The organism is Paremcibacter congregatus (genome assembly GCF_006385135.1).
GTDB lineage: Bacteria > Pseudomonadota > Alphaproteobacteria > Sphingomonadales > Emcibacteraceae > Paremcibacter > Paremcibacter congregatus.
In genome coordinates this window covers 1,990,254-2,009,382 of sequence record NZ_CP041025.1, presented here as the reverse complement: position 1 = coordinate 2,009,382, position 19,129 = coordinate 1,990,254, and the positions used below count along the sequence as shown (strand labels likewise).

The following is a 19,129-nucleotide window of genomic DNA, read 5'->3' as shown; positions in this document are numbered from 1 at the left end:
GGACTTCCTGCGCGATTGGGGGAGATAAAAAAAATATACTTTAGCAGCATATCTTGTGGTGTCCGAGATTTTTTTTGCTATAGTCTTTTCATGAGTGATATTTCAGTAAATGACGATAACGTCCTAGACGTGGCCCTGAGTGATACTCTTGGGGACCGTTACCTTTCCTATGCTTTATCCACCATCATGTCCCGGTCGCTGCCGGATGTGCGCGACGGCTTGAAACCGGTGCATCGGCGATTGCTGTTTGCCATGCGCCATCTGAAGCTTAACCCCGAGACGGGCTTTAAAAAATGCGCCCGCGTGGTTGGCGATGTGATCGGTAAATATCACCCCCACGGCGACCAGTCGGTCTATGACGCGATGGTGCGTCTGGCTCAGGAATTTGCCGTGCGTTATCCCCTTGTGGATGGTCAGGGCAACTTCGGCAACATCGACGGCGATAATGCGGCGGCCATGCGCTATACCGAAGCGCGGATGACAGCCATCGCCACGGCGCTGATGGAAGGGCTGGATCAGGACGCGGTCGACTTCCGAGAAACTTATGACGGGGAAGAAGAAGAACCGATCGTGATGCCGGCCAATTTCCCCAATTTGTTGGCCAATGGCGCCACCGGGATTGCGGTTGGCATGGCGACCAGCATTCCCCCCCATAACGTCGGGGAAATCTGTAATGCGCTATTGCATCTGATTAAGTTCCCCAATGCGACGATTGAAAAGATTGTCACCTTTATTAACGGACCAGATTTTCCCACCGGCGGCACCATTGTCGAACCGCGGGAAAGCATTATCCGTTCTTATGAAACGGGTCGTGGCAGTTTCCGTCTGCGCGCCAAATGGGAAGTGGAAGACACCGGTCGCGGCATGTATCAGATCGTGATTACTGAAATCCCCTATCAGGTGCAGAAATCGAAACTGATCGAACGCATTGCCGATCTGATGTATCAGAAAAAACTGCCGCTTCTTGCCGATATCCTGGATGAATCCAGTGAAGATATCCGCATTGTCGTTGAGCCGAAATCGCGTACCGTGGAACCGGAAGTCCTGATGGAAAGTCTGTTCCGGCTTACTGACCTGGAAACCCGCGCATCACTGAACATGAATGTGCTGGAAGGCGGCAAACTCCCCAGGGTGATGAGCCTGCGCGAGGTTTTGCAGGCATTCCTAGATCATCGGCAGGACGTGTTGGTGCGGCGCTCTAAATATCGTCTGGGCAAGATTGAACATCGTTTGGAAGTATTGGGCGGCTATCTGATCGCCTATCTTAATCTGGACGAGGTTATTCGCATCATCCGCGAAGAGGATGCGGTCAAGAAATGCCTGATGGATACTTTCTCGCTGACCGAAGTTCAGGCGGAGTCCATTCTCAACATGCGCTTGCGGTCTTTACGTAAACTGGAAGAGATGGAAATCAAGACTGAGTATGAGGCTCTTGAGGCTGAAAAGGCGGGACTTCTGGAGCTGCTCGCCAGCGAGGACCTGCGCTGGACCCATATTTCGGACGAGATCAAAGACATTCGCAAAAAATTTGGCGCCAAGACAGAACTTGGAGCGCGCCGAACGCTCTTCGCCGATGCACCGGTGGTTGATATGATCCCGGTAGAGGCCATGATCGAGAAAGAACCCATTACGGTGATCTGTTCTCATAAAGGCTGGGTCCGGGGGATGAAGGGGCATGTGGCGATCGACGACAAGATCAAATATAAAGATGGGGATAAACCGAAATTTGGCTTTACCGCCTATACCACCGACAAAATGATTCTCGTCGCCAGCAATGGCCGTTTTTATACCCTTGGCTGTGACAAATTGCCGGGCGGACGCGGCCATGGTGAACCGGTGCGTCTGATGATTGATTTGCCTAATGAAGAAGAAATCATTGGTCTGTTTGTCCATCAGCCGGGCAAGAAGATCATGGTGGTATCCGAACGCGGGCGCGGCTTTATGCTCGACGCCGACAACGTCATCGCCAGCACCAAGAATGGCAAACAGGTGATGAATGTGGAGGATGGTAAAAATAAAGTTGCCGTCTGTCGTATCATTGAGGATGAAGACGATCATGTGGCCATCATCGGCACTAGCCGTAAGATGCTGATCTTCCCGATTGATCAGATGCCGCAAATGAACCGGGGCCGCGGGCCAATTCTGCAGAAGTATAATGAAGCGCAGCTGGGGGACATTATTTCCTTCAAGGCGGAAGAGGGATTGTCCTGGCCTATGAAGGGTGGAAAAACGCGGACGGAAACCGACCTGACCGCCTGGCTTGGACGTCGCGGGTCTGTGGGTCGTATGCCGCCGCATGGTTTCCCAACGACAAACCGATTTTCCTGAGATGTAAGCGGGGTGAACCATGATAAACATCATCGCCCCGCCTAAATCATTGCGGTTGGGGGAACGGGTTAAAGTGATGGCGCCTTCGCGGGCGATGCAGGCTGTTTTTCTCGACTTCTTAAAGCGCAACGTGGATTATCATCAGCCTTGGGTATATCATTCCGCCGATCCGCAGTATTTCGATCATTACCTTGCCCGTATCAAACGCGGCGTGACCCAGGGGTGTCTCATCTTTGACCGCAACACAGGCCACCTGATCGGGGTGGTGAACCTCAATAATATCATGCTCGGGGTGATCCGCTCGGCAAGTCTTGGCTATTATGCAGACGAAGCCTATGCCGGGCAGGGTTACATGCGGGAAGGTATGCAGCTTGTGCTGGACTATGCCGTTGAACAGCTCGGGCTGCACCGGTTTGAAGCCAATATCCAGCCAGACAACATTCCATCAATCAAACTGGTGGAAAAACTAGGATTTCGCAAGGAGGGCTTCAGCCCGAAATACCTCCAGATCGGCGGTAAATGGCGCGATCACGAACGCTGGGCTATTCTGGATGAAGAGATTTTACAATGGAGACAGAACGAATGAAAATGTTGAATAAAATATTATGGACAGTGGCATTGATTTTTACATTTACGGCGACGGCCCAGGCTCATATTGATCTGGTGTCTCCAAAGCCGCTGATGGGCGGACATGGGATGGACGACACCACGTTGAAAGTGGCGCCCTTTGGCGCGCCGGGGGTGGATGTGGAAGAAGCCGACGCCCTGACCGTCAAGGCGGGGTCAGAGCTTGAGTTGGTGATCGACGGTTATGTCACCCATCCGGGCTATATCGTGGTGTCCTATACCACCGACCTTTATGGGCAGGATGTGATGCCGATCCGAAGCATTCCCGATTATAACACGCCGATCCCTCATAAAAACATACTGATGAAAATTGCATCCCCGTGTCCGGAAGGCAATTGCAAACCCCGGCGGGTTAAAGATAATGTCCTGAAAACCAAGGTTAAACTGCCGGATGTTACGGGGGATATTATTCTGGTGGTGCGTCAGGTGATGACCGACAAATTTGATAATCAGCCCGATGGCAGCATTAGCCTGAAACGGATTTATTACCATCAGGGTGCCAAGCTGAAACTGGTACGCTAAATATAGAGTGTATAGTATTTCATACTAAATGTATAAAATACTATACATTATGTAAAATATATATTACATTTCCTTTTGAACAAACAAAAGGAGCAGGTCATGTCATTTTTAACGGACGTATCCAGCCGTGAAAAACATATCTGGGCGAACCTCATTCTCGATGGGGCGATAGCCATTAATTTTTTCCCGAAATTGCTCAGACTAGAAGGCAGCCTTGCGGAAAATACCGAAGCATTGGGGCTGATCGTGGGGGCAATTATAGTGATGTCGATTTTGGGCAGTATCGCCATTCACTGGCTGCTGGACATCGGAAAAGAAGAAAAACAGGACGAGAGAGACCGGCATTTTGCTGCGATGGGATATCAGGTCGGCTATCTGGTGGTTTGTGGCGGGATTGTTTTTCTGATCGGCCATATGATCCTGAATGACATCACCACCAGCATCTTCAGTTTCCAGTATGAATCCCTGACCCGACTGCGGATGGCGACCTACCTGATGCTGACCCTGGTGGGGGCGGCGATTGCCAAGGATGTGACGCGACTATTTTATTATCGCCGGGGATATTGATCTATGGCGGAGCCTAAAATTTTCAATAATATCAAAATCTTGCGCTTTGAAGCTGGCGGCATCAGTCAGGCGGAGCTCGCCAAACGGGTGGGCGTCACGCGTCAGACCATTCTGGCGTTGGAAGCGCATAAATATTCACCGTCCCTGGAGCTCGCCTTCAAAATCGCCGCGGCATTTGACGTGCCGCTGAATGAGGTCTTTCAATATGGCGTATTGGAAGACGATTGAGGTTAGAGGCCTTTATCCAAAAATTACCTGTGGCAGCCAGGTGGTCATTTCCGGAATATGCCACAGAATGACCAGCATGATCACTTGGATCATCACATAAGGCAGCGCGCCTTTGTAAATCTGCATCGTACTGACTTCTTCGGGGGCCACGCCCCGCAGGTAAAAGAGAGCAAAGCCGAACGGCGGGGTAAGAAAGCTGGTCTGCAGATTCATCGCCATCATAATGCCCAGCCAGATTGGATGAATATCCATCAACAGTAAAACAGGGGCGACGATCGGCACCACCACGAAGGTGATCTCGATAAAGTCGAGGAAGAAACCAAGCACAAACATAACAAGCATGACCAGTATAAGGGCGCTGAGCTTGCCGCCGGGCAGATTGGTAAGGAACTCATGGATATATTCATCCCCTTCGAATCCTTTAAACACCAGAGAAAACATAGCGGCGCCAATCAGGATCATAAAGATCATGGCTGAAATCCGGGTGGTGGATTGCATCACCAGAGGTAAAACTTCATGGCCATAGGCCCGCCGGATTCCGGTAAATACGCCCCAGACAACAGCCCCCGTCAGTAATACCGCCGCCCCCATGCCGATATAATCCAGAGGATTTATGTCCGCCCGTCCCATCCGCAGATCAAACAGATTGGTGATGATGATCAGTCCGGCCAGAGCCAAGCTGCTGCAGATGATCGCTGTTGCATTTTCCGGATCAAGTTTGTAACCGGCCATCAGTATTGCCCCGACGGCGCCGACAGCGGCGGCCTCGGTCGGGGTGGCAATGCCGCTGATGATGGAACCGAGAACGGCGATGATCAGGAGAATGGGCGGCAGAAACGCCGCGAGAAGTTTTACGGTTGATACCCTGTCTTCTGCCGCCTGATGAGGCAAGGGAGGGGCGTAGTGAGGTTTGAAGAAAGCGACACCGACCTGATACAGTATATAGAGCAGAACCAGACCAAGGCCCGGCAGCAGTGCGCCTGCGAACAGGTCGCCGACCGACAGGGGATCAGGGGCATAATTACCCATTTCAAGTTGCGCCGTCTGCCAGGCGGAAGATAGCTGATCACCGAGTAATACCAAGACGATCGATGGCGGAATGATCTGTCCCAGAGTGCCGGAGGCCGCAATGGCGCCGCACGCCAGAGCGGGATTGTAGCCGCGCTTGAGCATTGTGGGCAGGCTGAGCAGCCCCATGGTGACGACGGTTGCGCCGACGATGCCAGTTGAGGCGGCGAGCAATGCGCCGACAATCGTAACCGATATGCCGAGGCCGCCCGGCATGCGGCCCATCAGTTTACCCATACTGTCAAGAAGGTCTTCGGCTATTCTTGAGCGTTCCAGCATTACCCCCATAAAGACGAACAGAGGAACGGCAAGCAGCACATCGTTGGTCATTGTGCCGAAAATACGTTCCGGGATCAGGCCAATAAAATCGGCGTCGATCTCGTCGAAGTAAACCCCGACAGAGACATAAACTAACGCCACGCCGCCCAGGGTAAAAGCGACGGGAAAGCCGCTCATCAGAAAGACAACAACAGAAACAAACATCAACAGGCACAGGACAATATTAAGATCCATCATAGAGTCTCCGGCTTTTCTTCACTGAGATGTTCGGCGTCGCATAAGGTCAGCACCGAATGCAGTAACAGCGAGAACCCCTGAAGCAGAACTGTGACGGCAAAGAACAGGATCATGCTTTTCAGCAGATAGACAGCCTGAATGCCGCTGCTTTCGATGGACCCTTCCAGGCTTTGCCATGAATCCATGACATACGGCCAGGCCATCCAGCCGATAAAGCCGGCCACCGGCAACAGAAAGAAAAGCGTGCCGAGTAGATTGACCCAGGCTTTGGTCTTTTCACCAAAGTGGCAGTAGAAAACATCGACCCTCACATGACCGTTATGGCGCAGTGTATAGGCGGCGGCGCCAAGAAAAATCATGCTGTGCATATATAGCAGGCTTTCCTGCAGGAAAATTTCCCCGACATGAAAGATGTAATGGCCGATAACGATTGCAAATTGCATGACAACAAGACACAAGGTGAGCCAACTGATAATCCGGCCGGTTGCCTCACTAAAACTGTCGAGGGCTCTGGCAAGTTTTTGAAGAAAGGAGATGATCACAAGATATCACAGTCTCTTACCAAAGTTTTCATACAGGCGGCGTGATATGAGATAAGGTTCGTCAGCAACCTTGCTCCAGGCCATCGCGGCGCGGCGGGTATCCATATAACTGTTGTAAATATGGCGGGTCATATCATCTGTCTGGGCGAGTTCCTGCATGACCTCATCAGAAGTTTTGATCAAAGCTAACATGATTTCTTCAGAAAATGTTTTAAGCTCGACCCCGTGTTTTTCCACCAGAACCTGCATGGACTGGGCGTTGCGGGCGTTATATTCGGCAAGGGATTTTTGGTAATTGTCCCCGGCAATTGCGCTGATCAATGCCTGATCGGCTTTACTGAAACTGTTCCAGACCTCCAGGTTAAAGCCGGCCGCAATTGCGGGGCCCGGTTCATGAAAAGCCGACGTGTAATAATGCTTAGTGATGTTCTGGAAACCGAACGCCATGTCATTCCAGGGCCCTACCCATTCTGACGCATCAATGTTTCCCTGACTTAGCGCAAGGAATATCTCGCCACCGGCCTTGGTGACGGGGGTTGCGCCCAGACGTTTGAGTACTTCACCCCCCAGTCCTGGGATGCGGATGCGCAGGCCTTTGAAGTCGGCGAGGCTGTTGATTTCTTTTTTATACCATCCACCCATCTGGACACCAGTGGTGCAGCAGATCAGGGATTTGAGATTGAATCCTCCGGCGAGCTCATCCCATAATTCCTGACCGCCGCCAAAATTAATCCATTGGGACATTTCCATGGCATTCAGGCCGAAAGGCACCGCCGCGAAAAAGGCGAAGGCCTGATGCTTTCCTTGCCAGTAATAATCGGCGCCATGATAGATATCGGCCTTTCCGGCACTGACGGCATCGAATACGCCGAGCGCGGGAACCAGTTCGTTGGCGGCATAGACCTTGATCTTGATGCGGCCATCGGTGGCTGTTTCAATGTCTTCAGCCAGTTGTTCGGCGCGGGTGCCGAGCCCCGGAAAACGTTTGGGCCAGGTTGTGACCATTTTAAGACGTCGCTTGCCCTTGGCATATAGTGGTGCAGAGAGTTCAGCACTCGCGGCAGCGCCACCTAGTGCAGCGGCGGAAGTGGTGAGAAAAGTACGACGCTTCATAAAGCAGTCCCTCATATTTTGACGTGATTATTTGTTTGTTTTCAGGGAGTATAGATAGCTGAGCCGCCCTTGACAAGCGGTCAGGGGACGTAATTTTCAGGATCATTCAGTGGATCACGCTGTGGCGCGGTGCCAGCCTTCGGTGCTGAGAACTTCAAGGGGTTTGAATTTCATCTTATAGGCCATCTTAGGACTCTCCTTGACCCAATAGCCCAGATAAACATGGGACAGTTGCGTTACCTGTGCCCTGGCCACATGATCAAGCACCAGATAGGTGCCGATGCTGCGTTTTTTGTTATCAGGACTGACGTCAAAAAAGCTGTACACCATCGATATGCTGTCACTCATGGAATCGGTCAGGCACACGGCTATAAGCTTGCCGGGGGCGTCGGAAGTTGCGGGCAGGCGATATTCGATCAAGTTGGTGGATATGGGGCTGCATTCAACCATGGCCTCATACTCGTCATAGCTCATGTTTACCATGCCGCCTTCGGCGTGGCGCACCGCGAGATAGCGGCTGAGCAGATCATAATGTTCCTGGGTAGCCTTGTTGGGCAGAATGTCAGACACAAGATCTGCATTGAGATTGATCAGGCGTCGTTGAGTCCGGCTCGGGGTAAAGGCATTGACGGGGATGCGCACGGATTTGCATTCCGCACAATTTTCGCAATTGGGTCTGTAGGCGATATCCTGGCTGCGGCGAAACCCTACCTTGGCGAGGGATTCGTGCAAACCTTCGGGGTTTTGTTCGTTGATTTCGGTGAAAATCTTCCTTTCCAGTCTGTCTTCCAGATAAGGGCAGGGATGCGGCGCTGTCACATAAAAGCGCGGGAATTGGGAAGATTGGTTAGTCACCGTAGTTTGCCTTGATCAATAAGAGGTTATTTCTTTCAGTTTATGTGGGAAAAGTAAATAAAACTTAAAGTCCTGGATAATTATACGCCTGCTTTGGCCGGATCTCCACTGTTCTTTATCCCTCTGTTTTGAGGGTTAGAATCCATAATACCACGGTGCGAAAAAGCTGTAGCCGATCCACAGAATAAGGATCAGGGGCACCCCGACTTTCAGGAAATCATTAAATTTGTAGTTACCGGGCCCCATCACGAGAAGATTGGTCTGATAGCCCATAGGGGTCGCGAATGAGCAGTTGGCGGCGAAAATAACAGCTGTCACGAATATCATCGGATCGACCCCCAGTTTGGTGGCCATATTGATGGCGATGGGTGTGAAAAGCACCGCAGTGGCATTATTGCTGAGCATATTGGTCAGCAGCGCGACCAGAAGGAAAAAGGCGGACAAGGTTACGGCGACGCTGGCACCATCCAGAAGATGCACCATTCTGTCGGCAAGATAATTGGCGCCGCCTGTGGCTTGCAGGGATGCGCCCATGGCAAGCGCCGCCCCGATCAGCAGGAAAATACGCCGGTCTACGGCCCGACTGGCTTGTCGAATATTGAGACATCCCAGGGCAATCATCAGAAAAGCGCCACAGGTGGCGGTGATGGGGATGGGAACAATACCTGTCGAGGCAAAGGCGACGACGCCACTGAAAATGCCTAGCGCTTTCCAACTGTCAGACAGGATGGGGACTTCGCGGGTCGACCACTCCATCAGCATGACATCTTTGTTCATGCGCAGGGCGTTGATTTGGGCGGATGTTCCCACCACGAGAAGAATATCCCCGGCCTCCAGACGAATGTCATTCATGGAAGATCGAATCATGCGGGACCGCCGTTGTATGCCAAGCACCTTGCAGCCGCCTTGCAGATGGTAGCCAACCTGTTCCAGGGTGCGACCATCCAGACGTGAGGCGGGGGCAATGATTACCTCGGCGATTTTCTGCCCACGGGAAACTTCAGTTACGGTATTCTCATCACTGGATTCGGGATCGGTCAGTATGCCTTTCAGCAGGTCCGGGTTTTTGGACAGTTTTTCGGTTAAAATTGCCCGGGTCGTGGCAAGGATAATGGAATCGCCTTCCTGAAAGGTGATGTCGTCAAACGGGGGCAGAAAGGATTTCCGGCCCCGTTGCACCAGACGCACCGTCATTCGGGTAAGATCGGGAAACATGCCGGCTACTGATTTCTTACCAATCAGGGAATTACCTTCCACCAGGTCAAGCTGAACGATAAATTGCTTGCCGGTGATGACTTGAGTTTCCTCGGTCGAGGATAGTTTTTTCGGTAATATAAGCGGGGCAATAAACATCACATAGATAAGGCCCAGCCCAGCGAGAAACAAACCTGGAATGGTAAAGTCGAAGAATCCGATATCAATGCCGGTCTGGCTCTTGTAGCTTCCGGCCACCAGAAGGTTGGTGCTCGACCCAATCAGGGTGGTCATGCCGCCAAGAATAGCAACAAAACTCAGAGGCATCAGCACGAGCCCTGCGGATTTATCCATTTTATCCATCAACGTAATCATGATGGGAATGAAAATCACCACAACAGGGGTATTGTTCAACAGGGCACTGATCACCATAACGGTAATCAGACAGGCAAGGATCACCCGGCGCGGATAGGCAATGCCGTGTTTGACAATGATTTGTGCCGGTGTCTCAAGTGCGCCGGTTTGCACCATGCCCTGACCAATCACCAGTAAAGCCAGAATGGTGATCAGGGCGGGATCGGCGAATCCGGCTAACAGGACGGTCAGGTCCAGAATGTTGGTGCCTTGAGCGTCATATACCGGTATAAAGTGAAAGATCAACAGCAAGAGTGATATGGTGCCGAGGGAAGTGACCTCCATGGAGATCCTGTCCCAAGCGTAGAATACAATCGCAACGAGAATAACCGCAAAAGTCGCCCACATCTGGACGGATGACTGCACTAATTCCATACACGTAATTCCTGTGCTAAATCCTTGTTTAATATACAATATAGCGCTGTATATTAAACTTTTATCACATCATAGCAAGGTACAATGGGGATGTCGCTCAAAAAAGCCTTAAATCGCCAGCAAGCCGTGAAGCAGGGGCGGTTCCGGGAGTATTTTACATAAAACCAGCCGGTAAAGTCGGAGATTCCCGCAGCAGAAGAATGGTAATTCTGCGATTTTCTGAGCGCTTCGGCTGATCTGGCAAAAGCGGTTCTGTGGATGCTTTGCCCATAACTTCGGCCAGGCGGCCACTGTGGACGCCGGATTCGCTCAGAACCCGACGGCTGGCGTTGGCTCTGTCTGCGCTCAGTTCCCAGTTTGAGTAATTGCTCCGGCCTGAAAACGGCGTGGCATCGGTATGACCTGATATGGAAATACGATTGGGCATTTTGATGACCACCTTGGCGATCTGCTTCAACATTTTTTCAGCATAATTATAAAGATCGGCCTTTGCGGGGCGGAACATGGGACGGTTGTCTTTGTCGACCAACTGGATGCGCATGCCATCTTCGGTAATGTCAATTAATACCTGATTTTTAAGCTGCGCCAGTTCCGGATTTTGTTGTATGGCGGTTTTGAGGTCATCGGTCATTTCTTCGAAATAGGTCTGTTCCTTTTTGGCGACCATTTCTTCAAATTCTTCTTCTTTCGATTTTGCCTCTTCTTCGGCGTCTTTTGGTGGAGTTGCCTCGGCCGCGGTATTGGGAATTGAAACGGTTACCGCACTATCCTGCGCCCCGTCAGTATTTAGTGAAACGCCGCCAAGAATATCGCCGGAGCCAGAGGAAGATTCGGTCGAAGCTGTTGTCGGCGTAAAATAATCCGCCAGCCCCTTTTTTTGGTCTTTTGATGTCGCATTCAACAACCATAACATCAGAAAGAACGCCATCATGGCGGTAACAAAGTCCGCATAAGCCACCTTCCAGGCCCCCCCATGGGACCCGCCTGATACTTTTTTTACCCGTTTAATAATGATTGGGCGTGCTTCATCCGCCATTATTTTACCGCCATTCTGTACTTATAAAATCAGTTACAGGCACATCATGGGGCGGTAAGGTTAAAATAATGTTAGTTCCAGTGTTGAAACAGCCGCTTATAAGATAATTTTCCCCGGTTACAGGTCGGATGCACGGTTTACATGTACCGTAAAGCCGGCAGCCCGTAATCCATTTAAAATATCCTGCAGATTCTCGCTGTCCCGGGTTTCCAGAGTAACATTGGAATAGGTTTCTTTCGCCGGTAGTTCCGTGAACAGGCGGTGATGAGAGACATCAATGATGTTACCGCCCAGGTCGCCGATTATCCGTGATATTTGCGCCAGAGCCCCCGGTACATCCATCAGAACAATACGCAGGCGGGTAATGCGGCCTTCTCGCACCAGGCCACGCATCAACAGGGAGGCGAGCAGGCGTGGATCAATGTTGCCACCACTCAGAACCATGCCGACTTTTTTACCTTTGAAACGTTCCGGGTAGGTATTAACAGCGGCCAGGGGAGCTGCGCCAGCCCCTTCCGGCACGGTTTTTTCAATGGTTAACAGCATGCAAAGCGCCTTTTCCAACTCATCTTCTGTCACCAGAAGAATATCGTCGACAAGTTCTTTACAGATGGCGCCGGTTTTCTCGCCAATGGTTTTGACGGCAATGCCCTCGGCCAGGGTAGAGCCCTGGGCGATATATTCGTTATTATTGATGGCTCTGTGCAGGGAAGGGAAGCGCTCCGCCTGTACGCCAATGACCTCTATGTCAGGGTTGATATGCTTAGCAGCTATTGCGATGCCTGAAATCAAGCCGCCGCCGCCGACAGGAACCAGTATAACGTCGAGATCAGGACAGGCTTCGAGCATTTCGATGCCCAGAGTACCCTGACCGGCGATGACATCTTCATCATTAAAAGGATGGACCAGAGTCAGGTTGCGTTCTTCGGCAAGTTGCAAGGCGTATTCGGCGGTATCATCGAAACGCTCACCGTGCATGACTACCGTGGCGCCATGTTCTTCTGTCTGTCGCACTTTAACAAAAGGTGTGTTGACGGGCATGACAATGGTGGTCGGAATGCCCAGGCGGCTACCATGATAGGCGACGCCCTGGGCATGATTGCCCGCAGAAGCCGCGATAACGCCATTCTTTTTCTGCACTTCAGTAAGATTCATAAGTTTATTCAGGGCCCCGCGTTCTTTGAACGAGGCGGTGAATTGCAGGTTTTCGAATTTAATGTAAATTTCGGCTCCGGTGAGCTTTGACAAGGTAATTGATTTGTTCAATGGCGTCTTGGCAATGGCGCCATCAATCGCCAGTGCTGCTTTTTGAACATCCTGGAAAGTTACCGAAACTGGGGACTGTGTCATCTTGGATCCGAATATAATTATAATAAATGGCGTTGTAGAGCAAGATATATGGCGAAAATGGGGGAAAGTCCAAAATAATCTTACATAAAACAGCAGGAAAAACTAATTGATCAGGCAAAAGACGCCGTAACAGCTGTCGAAACCGTATTTAAAGACGAAAAACAGAATGATATCCATACCGGTCAGTATCATGCACAGAGGCAGGCCAATATATTTGAGAATATAATAATAGGCCCATTTGGTGGGTCTTGGGGCGCTAATTTCATGCCCCATGATATTTTGTCTAAATTTTTTCCTACCAAACATTTTAAAACCGTTTAGATTGACTGTGTTATTCGAACTTTAGCGTAATTCGCATGCTAACATAAATTATCTGATTGGGACCTTTAATACTATAATTATATTATGACAGAGTTAATCATCGACTGGAACCACATGACCCAAAAGGAATGGGATCGGCATTTAAGCCAGGCTGAACACTGTTCCTTTCAACAGGCGTGGGCCTATGGCACCATTTTTAACCGGAATAAAGTCAATGTGAACCGCTTTGTGGTATATGACGGACTTGACCCCATCGGCATGGGGCAGGTCGTGACTCGCCGTTTCTTCGGTTTTCTGAAGGTCGCATTGCTTTTAAGAGCTCCTTTGTGGTTGAGACCTGTTTCCGCTGATATCAAAAAGGAGGTTCTGGAAAAAATACGGCTACATTTTCCTCTAAAATCATTCAACCTCTTTGCTTTCAGCCCGGATGAAACAGAAAGTCATCAAAGTTATAAAGACATGGGGTTTCGTCGTGTTATTACAGGATATTCGACGGTTTTGTTGGATATCAACCGGACTGAAGAGGATCTGTGGCAGAAACTGTATGGCAAAACCCGGACAAGCATCCGCAAGGCGGAAAAAAGCCATATGGACATACAATATGGCGATCATCACCATTACCATATCGACTGGTTGCTGAAACATGAAAAGAAACAGCAAAAAGATAAAAAATATCAGGGTCTGCCGACAAAACTGGTTAAGAGTTACGGGCGGAACAGCGCTGCTGGGGCCGGGGTCTTTACAGCCTTTGCCTTGGATGAAGGGATGCGGGAACCGCTTGCAGGAGCCTTGTTTCTACGGCATGGGCGGTGTGCCACGTATCATATTGGCTGGAACGGACCGGAAGGACGTAACCGCAATGCGCTTCATTTCCTGCTCTGGAAAACAATTCTGAAATTAAAGTCGGAAGGTGTTGTCATGATAGATTTGGGCGGCATCAATACTGAGGATGGCGCAGATATCGCCCGTTTCAAGCTTGGCTTCGGTGGAACGCCAATCAGTTTGATCGGGACATATATGTAATTTACCGGGCAGAAGTTTAAATACTAAAATTTTATATTTTTTCTTCTTGTTGCAACACTTCTTTAACCCCCATTTCCTATAACTGTTTCAAATAATGACAAAATTATAGACTCCGCAAAGTGTATTTTGCGTGGAAATGAGGCTCTGATTAATATGCTTATAATTGTTGGTATACTTTTTACAATGGGAATGGTGTTTGGCGGCTATGTCATCGCCGGCGGGAAAATGGCGCCTATCCTTAAAGCGCTGCCTATTGAAGGTATGATCATTGGCGGGGCGGGTATTGGGTCTTATCTGGTAAGTAACAATAGCAGCGTTGCAAAAAAGGGGATGAAGGGGCTCGGCCATGCTTTCAAAGGGTCGAAATGGAAAGCAGAAGATTATAAAGACTTGTTGTGCCTGATGTTTCTTTTGACGAAACTGATAAAGTCCAAAGGTGTTATCGCCCTGGAACCACACATTGAAGAGCCGCATGACAGCAAGATTTTCAACAATTTCCCGAAAGTTAGCGCGGATCACCATGTGACCGACTTCATTTGTGATTATTTACGGATGACGACAATGAATTTCGACGATCCTCACCAGGTCGAAGATGTGTTGTTGAAAGATCTGGAAAAACATCATCATGAAGAAAGTGAAGGCGCCCATGCCTTGAGCGTTTTAGGGGAATCCTTTCCGGCGCTCGGTATTGTTGCTGCGGTTCTGGGGATTGTGAAGACAATGGGCAGTATTGATCAGCCCGTTGAGGTTCTTGGTGCCATGATCGGGGGAGCCCTTGTGGGAACCTTTCTCGGTATTCTGATTTCTTACACGGTCGCGAGCCCTGTTGCGGTGAAATTACAACAGGTCGTTGACGAAGAAGGTCATTTCTTCAATGTGATCAAGGATATCATCGTGTCGCATCTGCATGGCAATGCGCCACAAATTTCGGTCGAGATTGGCCGGAAAAGCGTCCCAAGCGAGATGCAGCCAAGTTTCTATGAACTTGATGAAGCAGTAAATGAGCTGCCCAATGACCTGCTGACTTAACGATCTGCCAAAAGTTGGGCAACTGTGGGGGCGAAATACGTCAAGATACCAGAGGCGCCAGCGCGTTTAAACGCGAGCAGACTTTCCATCATCACCTGATCCAGATCCAGCCAGCCGTTTTGAGCCGCCGCGTGTAGCATGGCATATTCCCCACTCACTTGATAGGCGAAGGTCGGGAAGCTGGTTTCGGACGTTACACGCTGTATGATGTCGAGATATGGCATGCCGGGCTTGACGATCAGCATATCGGCGCCTTCCTCTATATCCATCATGACTTCGCGCAGGGCCTCATCTGTATTGCCGGGGTCCATCTGATAACTGTGCTTGCCGCCCGATTTTATATTGGCGCTGGAGCCCACAGCATCACGGAACGGTCCATAAAACGCCGATGCATATTTCGCCGCGTATGCCATGATCTGAACATTGACAAATTGCTCTTCTTCCAGAACCTCACGAATGGCGGCGACGCGGCCATCCATCATGTCTGACGGGGCGAGAATATCACATCCGGCTTCAGCCTGAACCAGAGCCTGTTGTTGTAATGTTTCGAGGGTAAGGTCGTTGGCGACATAACCGTCGACCAATATCCCGTCCTGTCCATGGCTGGTATAGGGGTCAAGCGCTACATCACAAATTACGCCGATATCCGGTACGGTATCCTTAATGGCGCGCACGGTGCGGCAGATCAGATTGTCCGGGTTAAAGGCTTCCTGCCCATCTTCTGTTTTCAGGTTTTGCGGGGTCTGGGGGAAAAGGGCGACTGCGGGAATGCCAAGAGCGGCGGCTTTTTCGATTTCCGGCAACAGGAGATCAATGGACAGACGCGATACGCCCGGCATTGACCCGATTTCCGTTGATTGAGCTTGACCTTCCTGGACAAAAACCGGCCAGATCAGGTCATTGACGGTCAGTTCATTTTCCCGCACCAAGCGGCGTGACCAGCCACTTTTCCGGTTTCTGCGGGGACGGGAATAAGGATATTTTCCGGGAAGGGAGGGGGTGTTCATGCGTTATCAACCTGATTATATGAGAATTTCTGCACCATAATACATTGCCCGGATAATGCCAAATTTTATCTAAATCTTGTCTCTAATTTACCTGAAAGCGCCGTTTTTTCAGGGCAGGTGGGGAAAATATTTTTGCGGCGGTTAAGACCTTATTAGGAGTTTTCATACTATAAATACCGGGTTGAAATATCGAGAATTACCATATTACAGGGATAATAATAATGACAGTGGCAGGCCACAGCAGCAGTTTAATCGGGGGACATGAGACACCGGAAGCCAGAACAAAGCTGGACTTTCTAGAGTGCCTTCGGTTGATCGAAAGACTTCATCGCAGGATGCTGGACATTGTAAAAAATCGTCTGGACGGTGTTGGCATGAATGATGTGAACAGTGTACAAGCCTTGTTACTGTATAATATCGGCGATCATGAAATGACGGCCGGTGATTTGCGTAATCGGGGGTATTATCTTGGGTCCAATGTTTCCTATAACCTGAAGAAACTTGTTGAGGCCGGTTACATCAAGCAGGAACGGGCAGAGCATGATAGACGCGCATTACGCATTTGGTTGAGTGATGAAGGCAAAAAAGTTTGCGATCTCGTTGGTGATTTGTTTGATGAGAATCTCAAAACCGTTCAGGAAAAAAATGTATTTGCTGACGCGGACGTTTCTGAAATGCGTAATTCCTTACGCAAACTGGAAAGCTTCTGGACAGATCAGCTGCGTTTCCAAGCATATTAATCCAGATTGATTTGCGTCAAATAAGTATAAATAATCACAATTATAGTCCATCTGGCGTTTGACACGATATAAGACGCCGGATACTATAATAACGTAGTTTATGCATTTAACACTGTGTTTTATGACAGGATTGTGATAAAGCGGAGCCGTTAAAAAGTAAACTTGCTAAGTTTTTGTTTTTGGGCGGAACCTTGCGACGTCCCGGTGATTATATTTTTAAGTTAGGCCACGCATATGGATTATGATCGGATTTTTTCTGACGCTATCAAGTCGGTGAAGAATGAGGGGCGTTATCGTGTCTTTACTGATATTGAACGCCAGCGAGGCAGTTTTCCTAATGCAACGTGGTATACCGAGGACGGCGTAAAAGACATTACCGTCTGGTGTAGTAATGATTATCTTGGCATGGGGCAACATCCCAAAGTCATCAGCGCGATGGAAGATGCTCTGCGCAATACCGGCGCCGGTGCCGGCGGTACCCGTAACATCAGCGGAAACAATCATTATCATGTCCTGTTGGAACAGGAGCTCGCCGACCTGCATGGTAAGGAAGCGGGGCTGCTGTTCACGTCTGGTTACATCTCCAACGAAGCCACCATCAGCACCATGGCGAAATTGATGCCGGGATGTGTGATTTTCTCCGATGCGCTTAATCATGCCTCTATGATTGAAGGCATTCGCCACAGCGGTTGTGAGAAACATATTTTCCGCCATAACGATGTTGAACATCTCGAAAGCCTGCTGAAGGCCTGCGATCCCAATGTTCCGAAACTGATTGCCTTTGAATCCGTTTATTCAATGGACGGCGATTTCGCGCCCATCAGGGAATTCTGTGATCTGGCGGACAAGTATAATGCCCTGACCTATCTGGATGAAGTACATGCGGTTGGCATGTATGGCCTTCGTGGCGGCGGTCTTGCAGATCGGGAAAACCTGATGGATCGGTTAACTGTTATTGAAGGAACGCTGGGTAAGGCTTTCGGTCTGATGGGAGGGTATATTACTTCTACAGCGGACATCGTTGATGCGGTACGTACTTTTGCGTCCGGGTTTATTTTTACAACATCCCTGTCACCCGTTGTAACAGCGGGTGCGCTGGCCAGTGTGCGGCATTTAAAAGAAAGCCAGATTGAACGTCAGATACACCAGGAACGTGCGGCCGTATTGAAAGAAAAAATGCGGGCGGCGGACTTACCGGTTATGCCATCGGTCAGTCATATCGTACCTGTATTGGTTGGCGATCCTGTGATTTGTAAGCAGGCTTCGGATATCTTGCTGGATGAGTTCAACATCTATGTTCAGCCGATCAATTTCCCGACTGTTCCCCGGGGATTGGAGCGTTTACGCTTTACCCCAAGTCCTTTGCACACTGATGAGATGGTTGATCACCTGATCACATCTCTGTCAGCGGTCTGGGCGCAACTCGACGTGAAGAAGTTTGCCAACGCCGCCTGAAAGGGTGAGTGAAAGAGACACGCGAAAATGAGCGGCACTTCAGAAGGTTATATCATCGAATTTATCCAGGTGGGGGCGTCCACGAAGGTTACGGCCGTTGATCCAGCGACCGGACGGGAAGCCACGATTGTCGGGCCATCCAACGCCGCGCGCTCTCATCTGACCCAGGTGGCTGTGCGCAAGCTGAAGTATTTGCTGGCCAAAGATCAGAGTTGAATTTTCGGTTTTTCGTCCCCTATCCACAAGATAAGTACAAAAAAGCACTTTTTCCCAATACATATGGTAGGAAAAACCTGTCGCCTATGATATTAAACGGCAGAAAGATTTTAACCTGCCGGTTTCGATCCGGGCCATGAGGATAGGGTGTTGATTATGTCTAGAGAAGTCATAGCGTTAGCAGGCGACCATGGAGGATATGACCTGAAGGTCAGCCTGAAAGAATATCTCGAAGAGCAGGGGTTTGAGGTGCTTGACCTGGGATGTCATAGTCGTGAGTCGGTGGATTATCCGGATTTTGCCCATGCGATGGCTGATGCAATTGGTCATGGAAAGGCCAAACGCGGCGTTCTGGTTTGTGGATCAGGAATTGGCATCAGCATTGCCGCCAACCGTCACGCACATATCCGCGCCGCCCTTGTCCATGACCGCCTGACCGCCGAACTCTGTCGCCAGCATAACAATGCCAATGTTGTTGTACTGGGGGGGCGCACCACGGGACCTGATGTGGCCCTTGATTGTCTTAAAGCATTTCTCACCACTGAATTTGAAGGAGGAAGGCATCAACGTCGCGTAGACAAGATGTCTTGATTTTTAGCCATT

Annotated in this window: 20 protein-coding genes; 11 read left to right on the top strand and 9 right to left on the bottom strand. The window is 50.0% G+C overall.

All coding sequences use genetic code 11. The features are described from left to right. Positions 1-90: 90 nt before the first annotated feature. The 5 genes from parC to FIV45_RS09075 all read left to right on the top strand — a co-directional run bounded on the left by parC (position 91) and on the right by FIV45_RS09075 (position 4,272). Positions 91-2,328 (top strand): DNA topoisomerase IV subunit A, encoded by a 2,238-nt coding sequence (parC, locus tag FIV45_RS09095; RefSeq protein WP_099474796.1) that lies wholly within the window; start codon positions 91-93, stop codon positions 2,326-2,328. A 19-nt stretch (positions 2,329-2,347) separates the two neighbouring features. After that, the gene (locus FIV45_RS09090; RefSeq protein ID WP_204602342.1) at positions 2,348-2,914 is read left to right on the top strand and encodes a GNAT family N-acetyltransferase; all 567 of its coding nucleotides are present in this window, start codon (positions 2,348-2,350) and stop codon (positions 2,912-2,914) included. Then, positions 2,896-3,477 carry a hypothetical protein gene (locus tag FIV45_RS09085; protein ID WP_181040171.1) on the top strand — a complete coding sequence of 194 codons (582 nt, stop codon included), beginning with the start codon at positions 2,896-2,898 and terminating at the stop codon, positions 3,475-3,477. The genes FIV45_RS09090 and FIV45_RS09085 overlap by 19 nt, the downstream gene beginning before the upstream one ends. Before the next feature lie 99 nt (positions 3,478-3,576). Next, complete coding sequence (locus FIV45_RS09080) at positions 3,577-4,044, top strand: hypothetical protein (RefSeq protein ID WP_099474793.1); 468 nt, start codon at positions 3,577-3,579, stop codon at positions 4,042-4,044. A 3-nt stretch (positions 4,045-4,047) separates the two neighbouring features. Beyond that, positions 4,048-4,272 (top strand): helix-turn-helix transcriptional regulator, encoded by a 225-nt coding sequence (locus FIV45_RS09075; RefSeq protein ID WP_099474790.1) that lies wholly within the window; start codon positions 4,048-4,050, stop codon positions 4,270-4,272. 12 nt (positions 4,273-4,284) lie between these two features. Here the strand turns inward: FIV45_RS09075 and FIV45_RS09070 are convergent, their stop codons facing one another. The 8 genes from FIV45_RS09070 to FIV45_RS18455 form a co-directional block, all read right to left on the bottom strand. Continuing rightward, positions 4,285-5,853 carry a TRAP transporter large permease gene (locus FIV45_RS09070; protein ID WP_099475005.1) on the bottom strand — a complete coding sequence of 523 codons (1,569 nt, stop codon included), beginning with the start codon at positions 5,851-5,853 and terminating at the stop codon, positions 4,285-4,287. Next, on the bottom strand, positions 5,853-6,398 hold the full coding sequence (locus FIV45_RS09065) for a TRAP transporter small permease subunit (RefSeq protein WP_204602340.1): 546 nt from the start codon (positions 6,396-6,398) through the stop codon (positions 5,853-5,855). Before FIV45_RS09065 ends, FIV45_RS09070 begins: the two co-directional genes overlap by 1 nt. A 6-nt stretch (positions 6,399-6,404) precedes the next feature. Next, positions 6,405-7,511, bottom strand: a complete 1,107-nt coding sequence (locus FIV45_RS09060) for a TRAP transporter substrate-binding protein (protein WP_099474788.1) — start codon at positions 7,509-7,511, stop codon at positions 6,405-6,407. A gap of 114 nt (positions 7,512-7,625) precedes the next feature. After that, on the bottom strand, positions 7,626-8,366 hold the full coding sequence (locus FIV45_RS09055) for an arginyltransferase (RefSeq protein WP_099474787.1): 741 nt from the start codon (positions 8,364-8,366) through the stop codon (positions 7,626-7,628). Between the two features lie 135 nt (positions 8,367-8,501). Further along, complete coding sequence (locus FIV45_RS09050; protein ID WP_099474786.1) at positions 8,502-10,349, bottom strand: SLC13 family permease; 1,848 nt, start codon at positions 10,347-10,349, stop codon at positions 8,502-8,504. 154 nt (positions 10,350-10,503) lie between these two features. Then, complete coding sequence (gene motB, locus FIV45_RS09045) at positions 10,504-11,385, bottom strand: flagellar motor protein MotB (RefSeq protein ID WP_099474784.1); 882 nt, start codon at positions 11,383-11,385, stop codon at positions 10,504-10,506. Positions 11,386-11,502: 117 nt separating this feature from the next. Further along, positions 11,503-12,735 (bottom strand): threonine ammonia-lyase, encoded by a 1,233-nt coding sequence (locus tag FIV45_RS09040; protein WP_099474782.1) that lies wholly within the window; start codon positions 12,733-12,735, stop codon positions 11,503-11,505. 102 nt (positions 12,736-12,837) lie between these two features. Then, positions 12,838-13,008 carry a hypothetical protein gene (locus FIV45_RS18455; RefSeq protein WP_165777080.1) on the bottom strand — a complete coding sequence of 57 codons (171 nt, stop codon included), beginning with the start codon at positions 13,006-13,008 and terminating at the stop codon, positions 12,838-12,840. 132 nt (positions 13,009-13,140) lie between these two features. Here FIV45_RS18455 and FIV45_RS09035 point away from each other — a divergent pair, with 132 nt between their 5' ends. Both FIV45_RS09035 and motA read left to right on the top strand, forming a co-directional pair. Further along, complete coding sequence (locus tag FIV45_RS09035; RefSeq protein WP_099474780.1) at positions 13,141-14,079, top strand: lipid II:glycine glycyltransferase FemX; 939 nt, start codon at positions 13,141-13,143, stop codon at positions 14,077-14,079. Positions 14,080-14,232: 153 nt separating this feature from the next. After that, positions 14,233-15,108: a flagellar motor stator protein MotA gene (gene motA / locus FIV45_RS09030; RefSeq protein ID WP_099474779.1), complete on the top strand. Its 876-nt coding sequence runs from the start codon at positions 14,233-14,235 to the stop codon at positions 15,106-15,108. Here the strand turns inward: motA and hemB are convergent. Continuing rightward, positions 15,105-16,115, bottom strand: coding sequence for a porphobilinogen synthase (gene hemB, locus FIV45_RS09025; protein ID WP_099474777.1), 1,011 nt, complete (start codon positions 16,113-16,115; stop codon positions 15,105-15,107). The genes motA and hemB overlap by 4 nt on opposite strands. Before the next feature lie 221 nt (positions 16,116-16,336). On the opposite strand from hemB, the gene FIV45_RS09020 reads away from it, so the two are divergent. From FIV45_RS09020 to rpiB, 4 genes are all read left to right on the top strand, one after another. Further along, on the top strand, positions 16,337-16,855 hold the full coding sequence (locus FIV45_RS09020; protein ID WP_099474775.1) for a MarR family winged helix-turn-helix transcriptional regulator: 519 nt from the start codon (positions 16,337-16,339) through the stop codon (positions 16,853-16,855). 234 nt (positions 16,856-17,089) lie between these two features. Next, positions 17,090-18,310 carry a 5-aminolevulinate synthase gene (gene hemA, locus FIV45_RS09015; protein ID WP_099474773.1) on the top strand — a complete coding sequence of 407 codons (1,221 nt, stop codon included), beginning with the start codon at positions 17,090-17,092 and terminating at the stop codon, positions 18,308-18,310. A 27-nt stretch (positions 18,311-18,337) separates the two neighbouring features. Continuing rightward, complete coding sequence (locus FIV45_RS09010; RefSeq protein WP_099474771.1) at positions 18,338-18,526, top strand: DUF6898 family protein; 189 nt, start codon at positions 18,338-18,340, stop codon at positions 18,524-18,526. 156 nt (positions 18,527-18,682) lie between these two features. After that, positions 18,683-19,117 carry a ribose 5-phosphate isomerase B gene (gene rpiB, locus FIV45_RS09005; protein WP_099474770.1) on the top strand — a complete coding sequence of 145 codons (435 nt, stop codon included), beginning with the start codon at positions 18,683-18,685 and terminating at the stop codon, positions 19,115-19,117. Positions 19,118-19,129 lie beyond the last annotated feature (12 nt).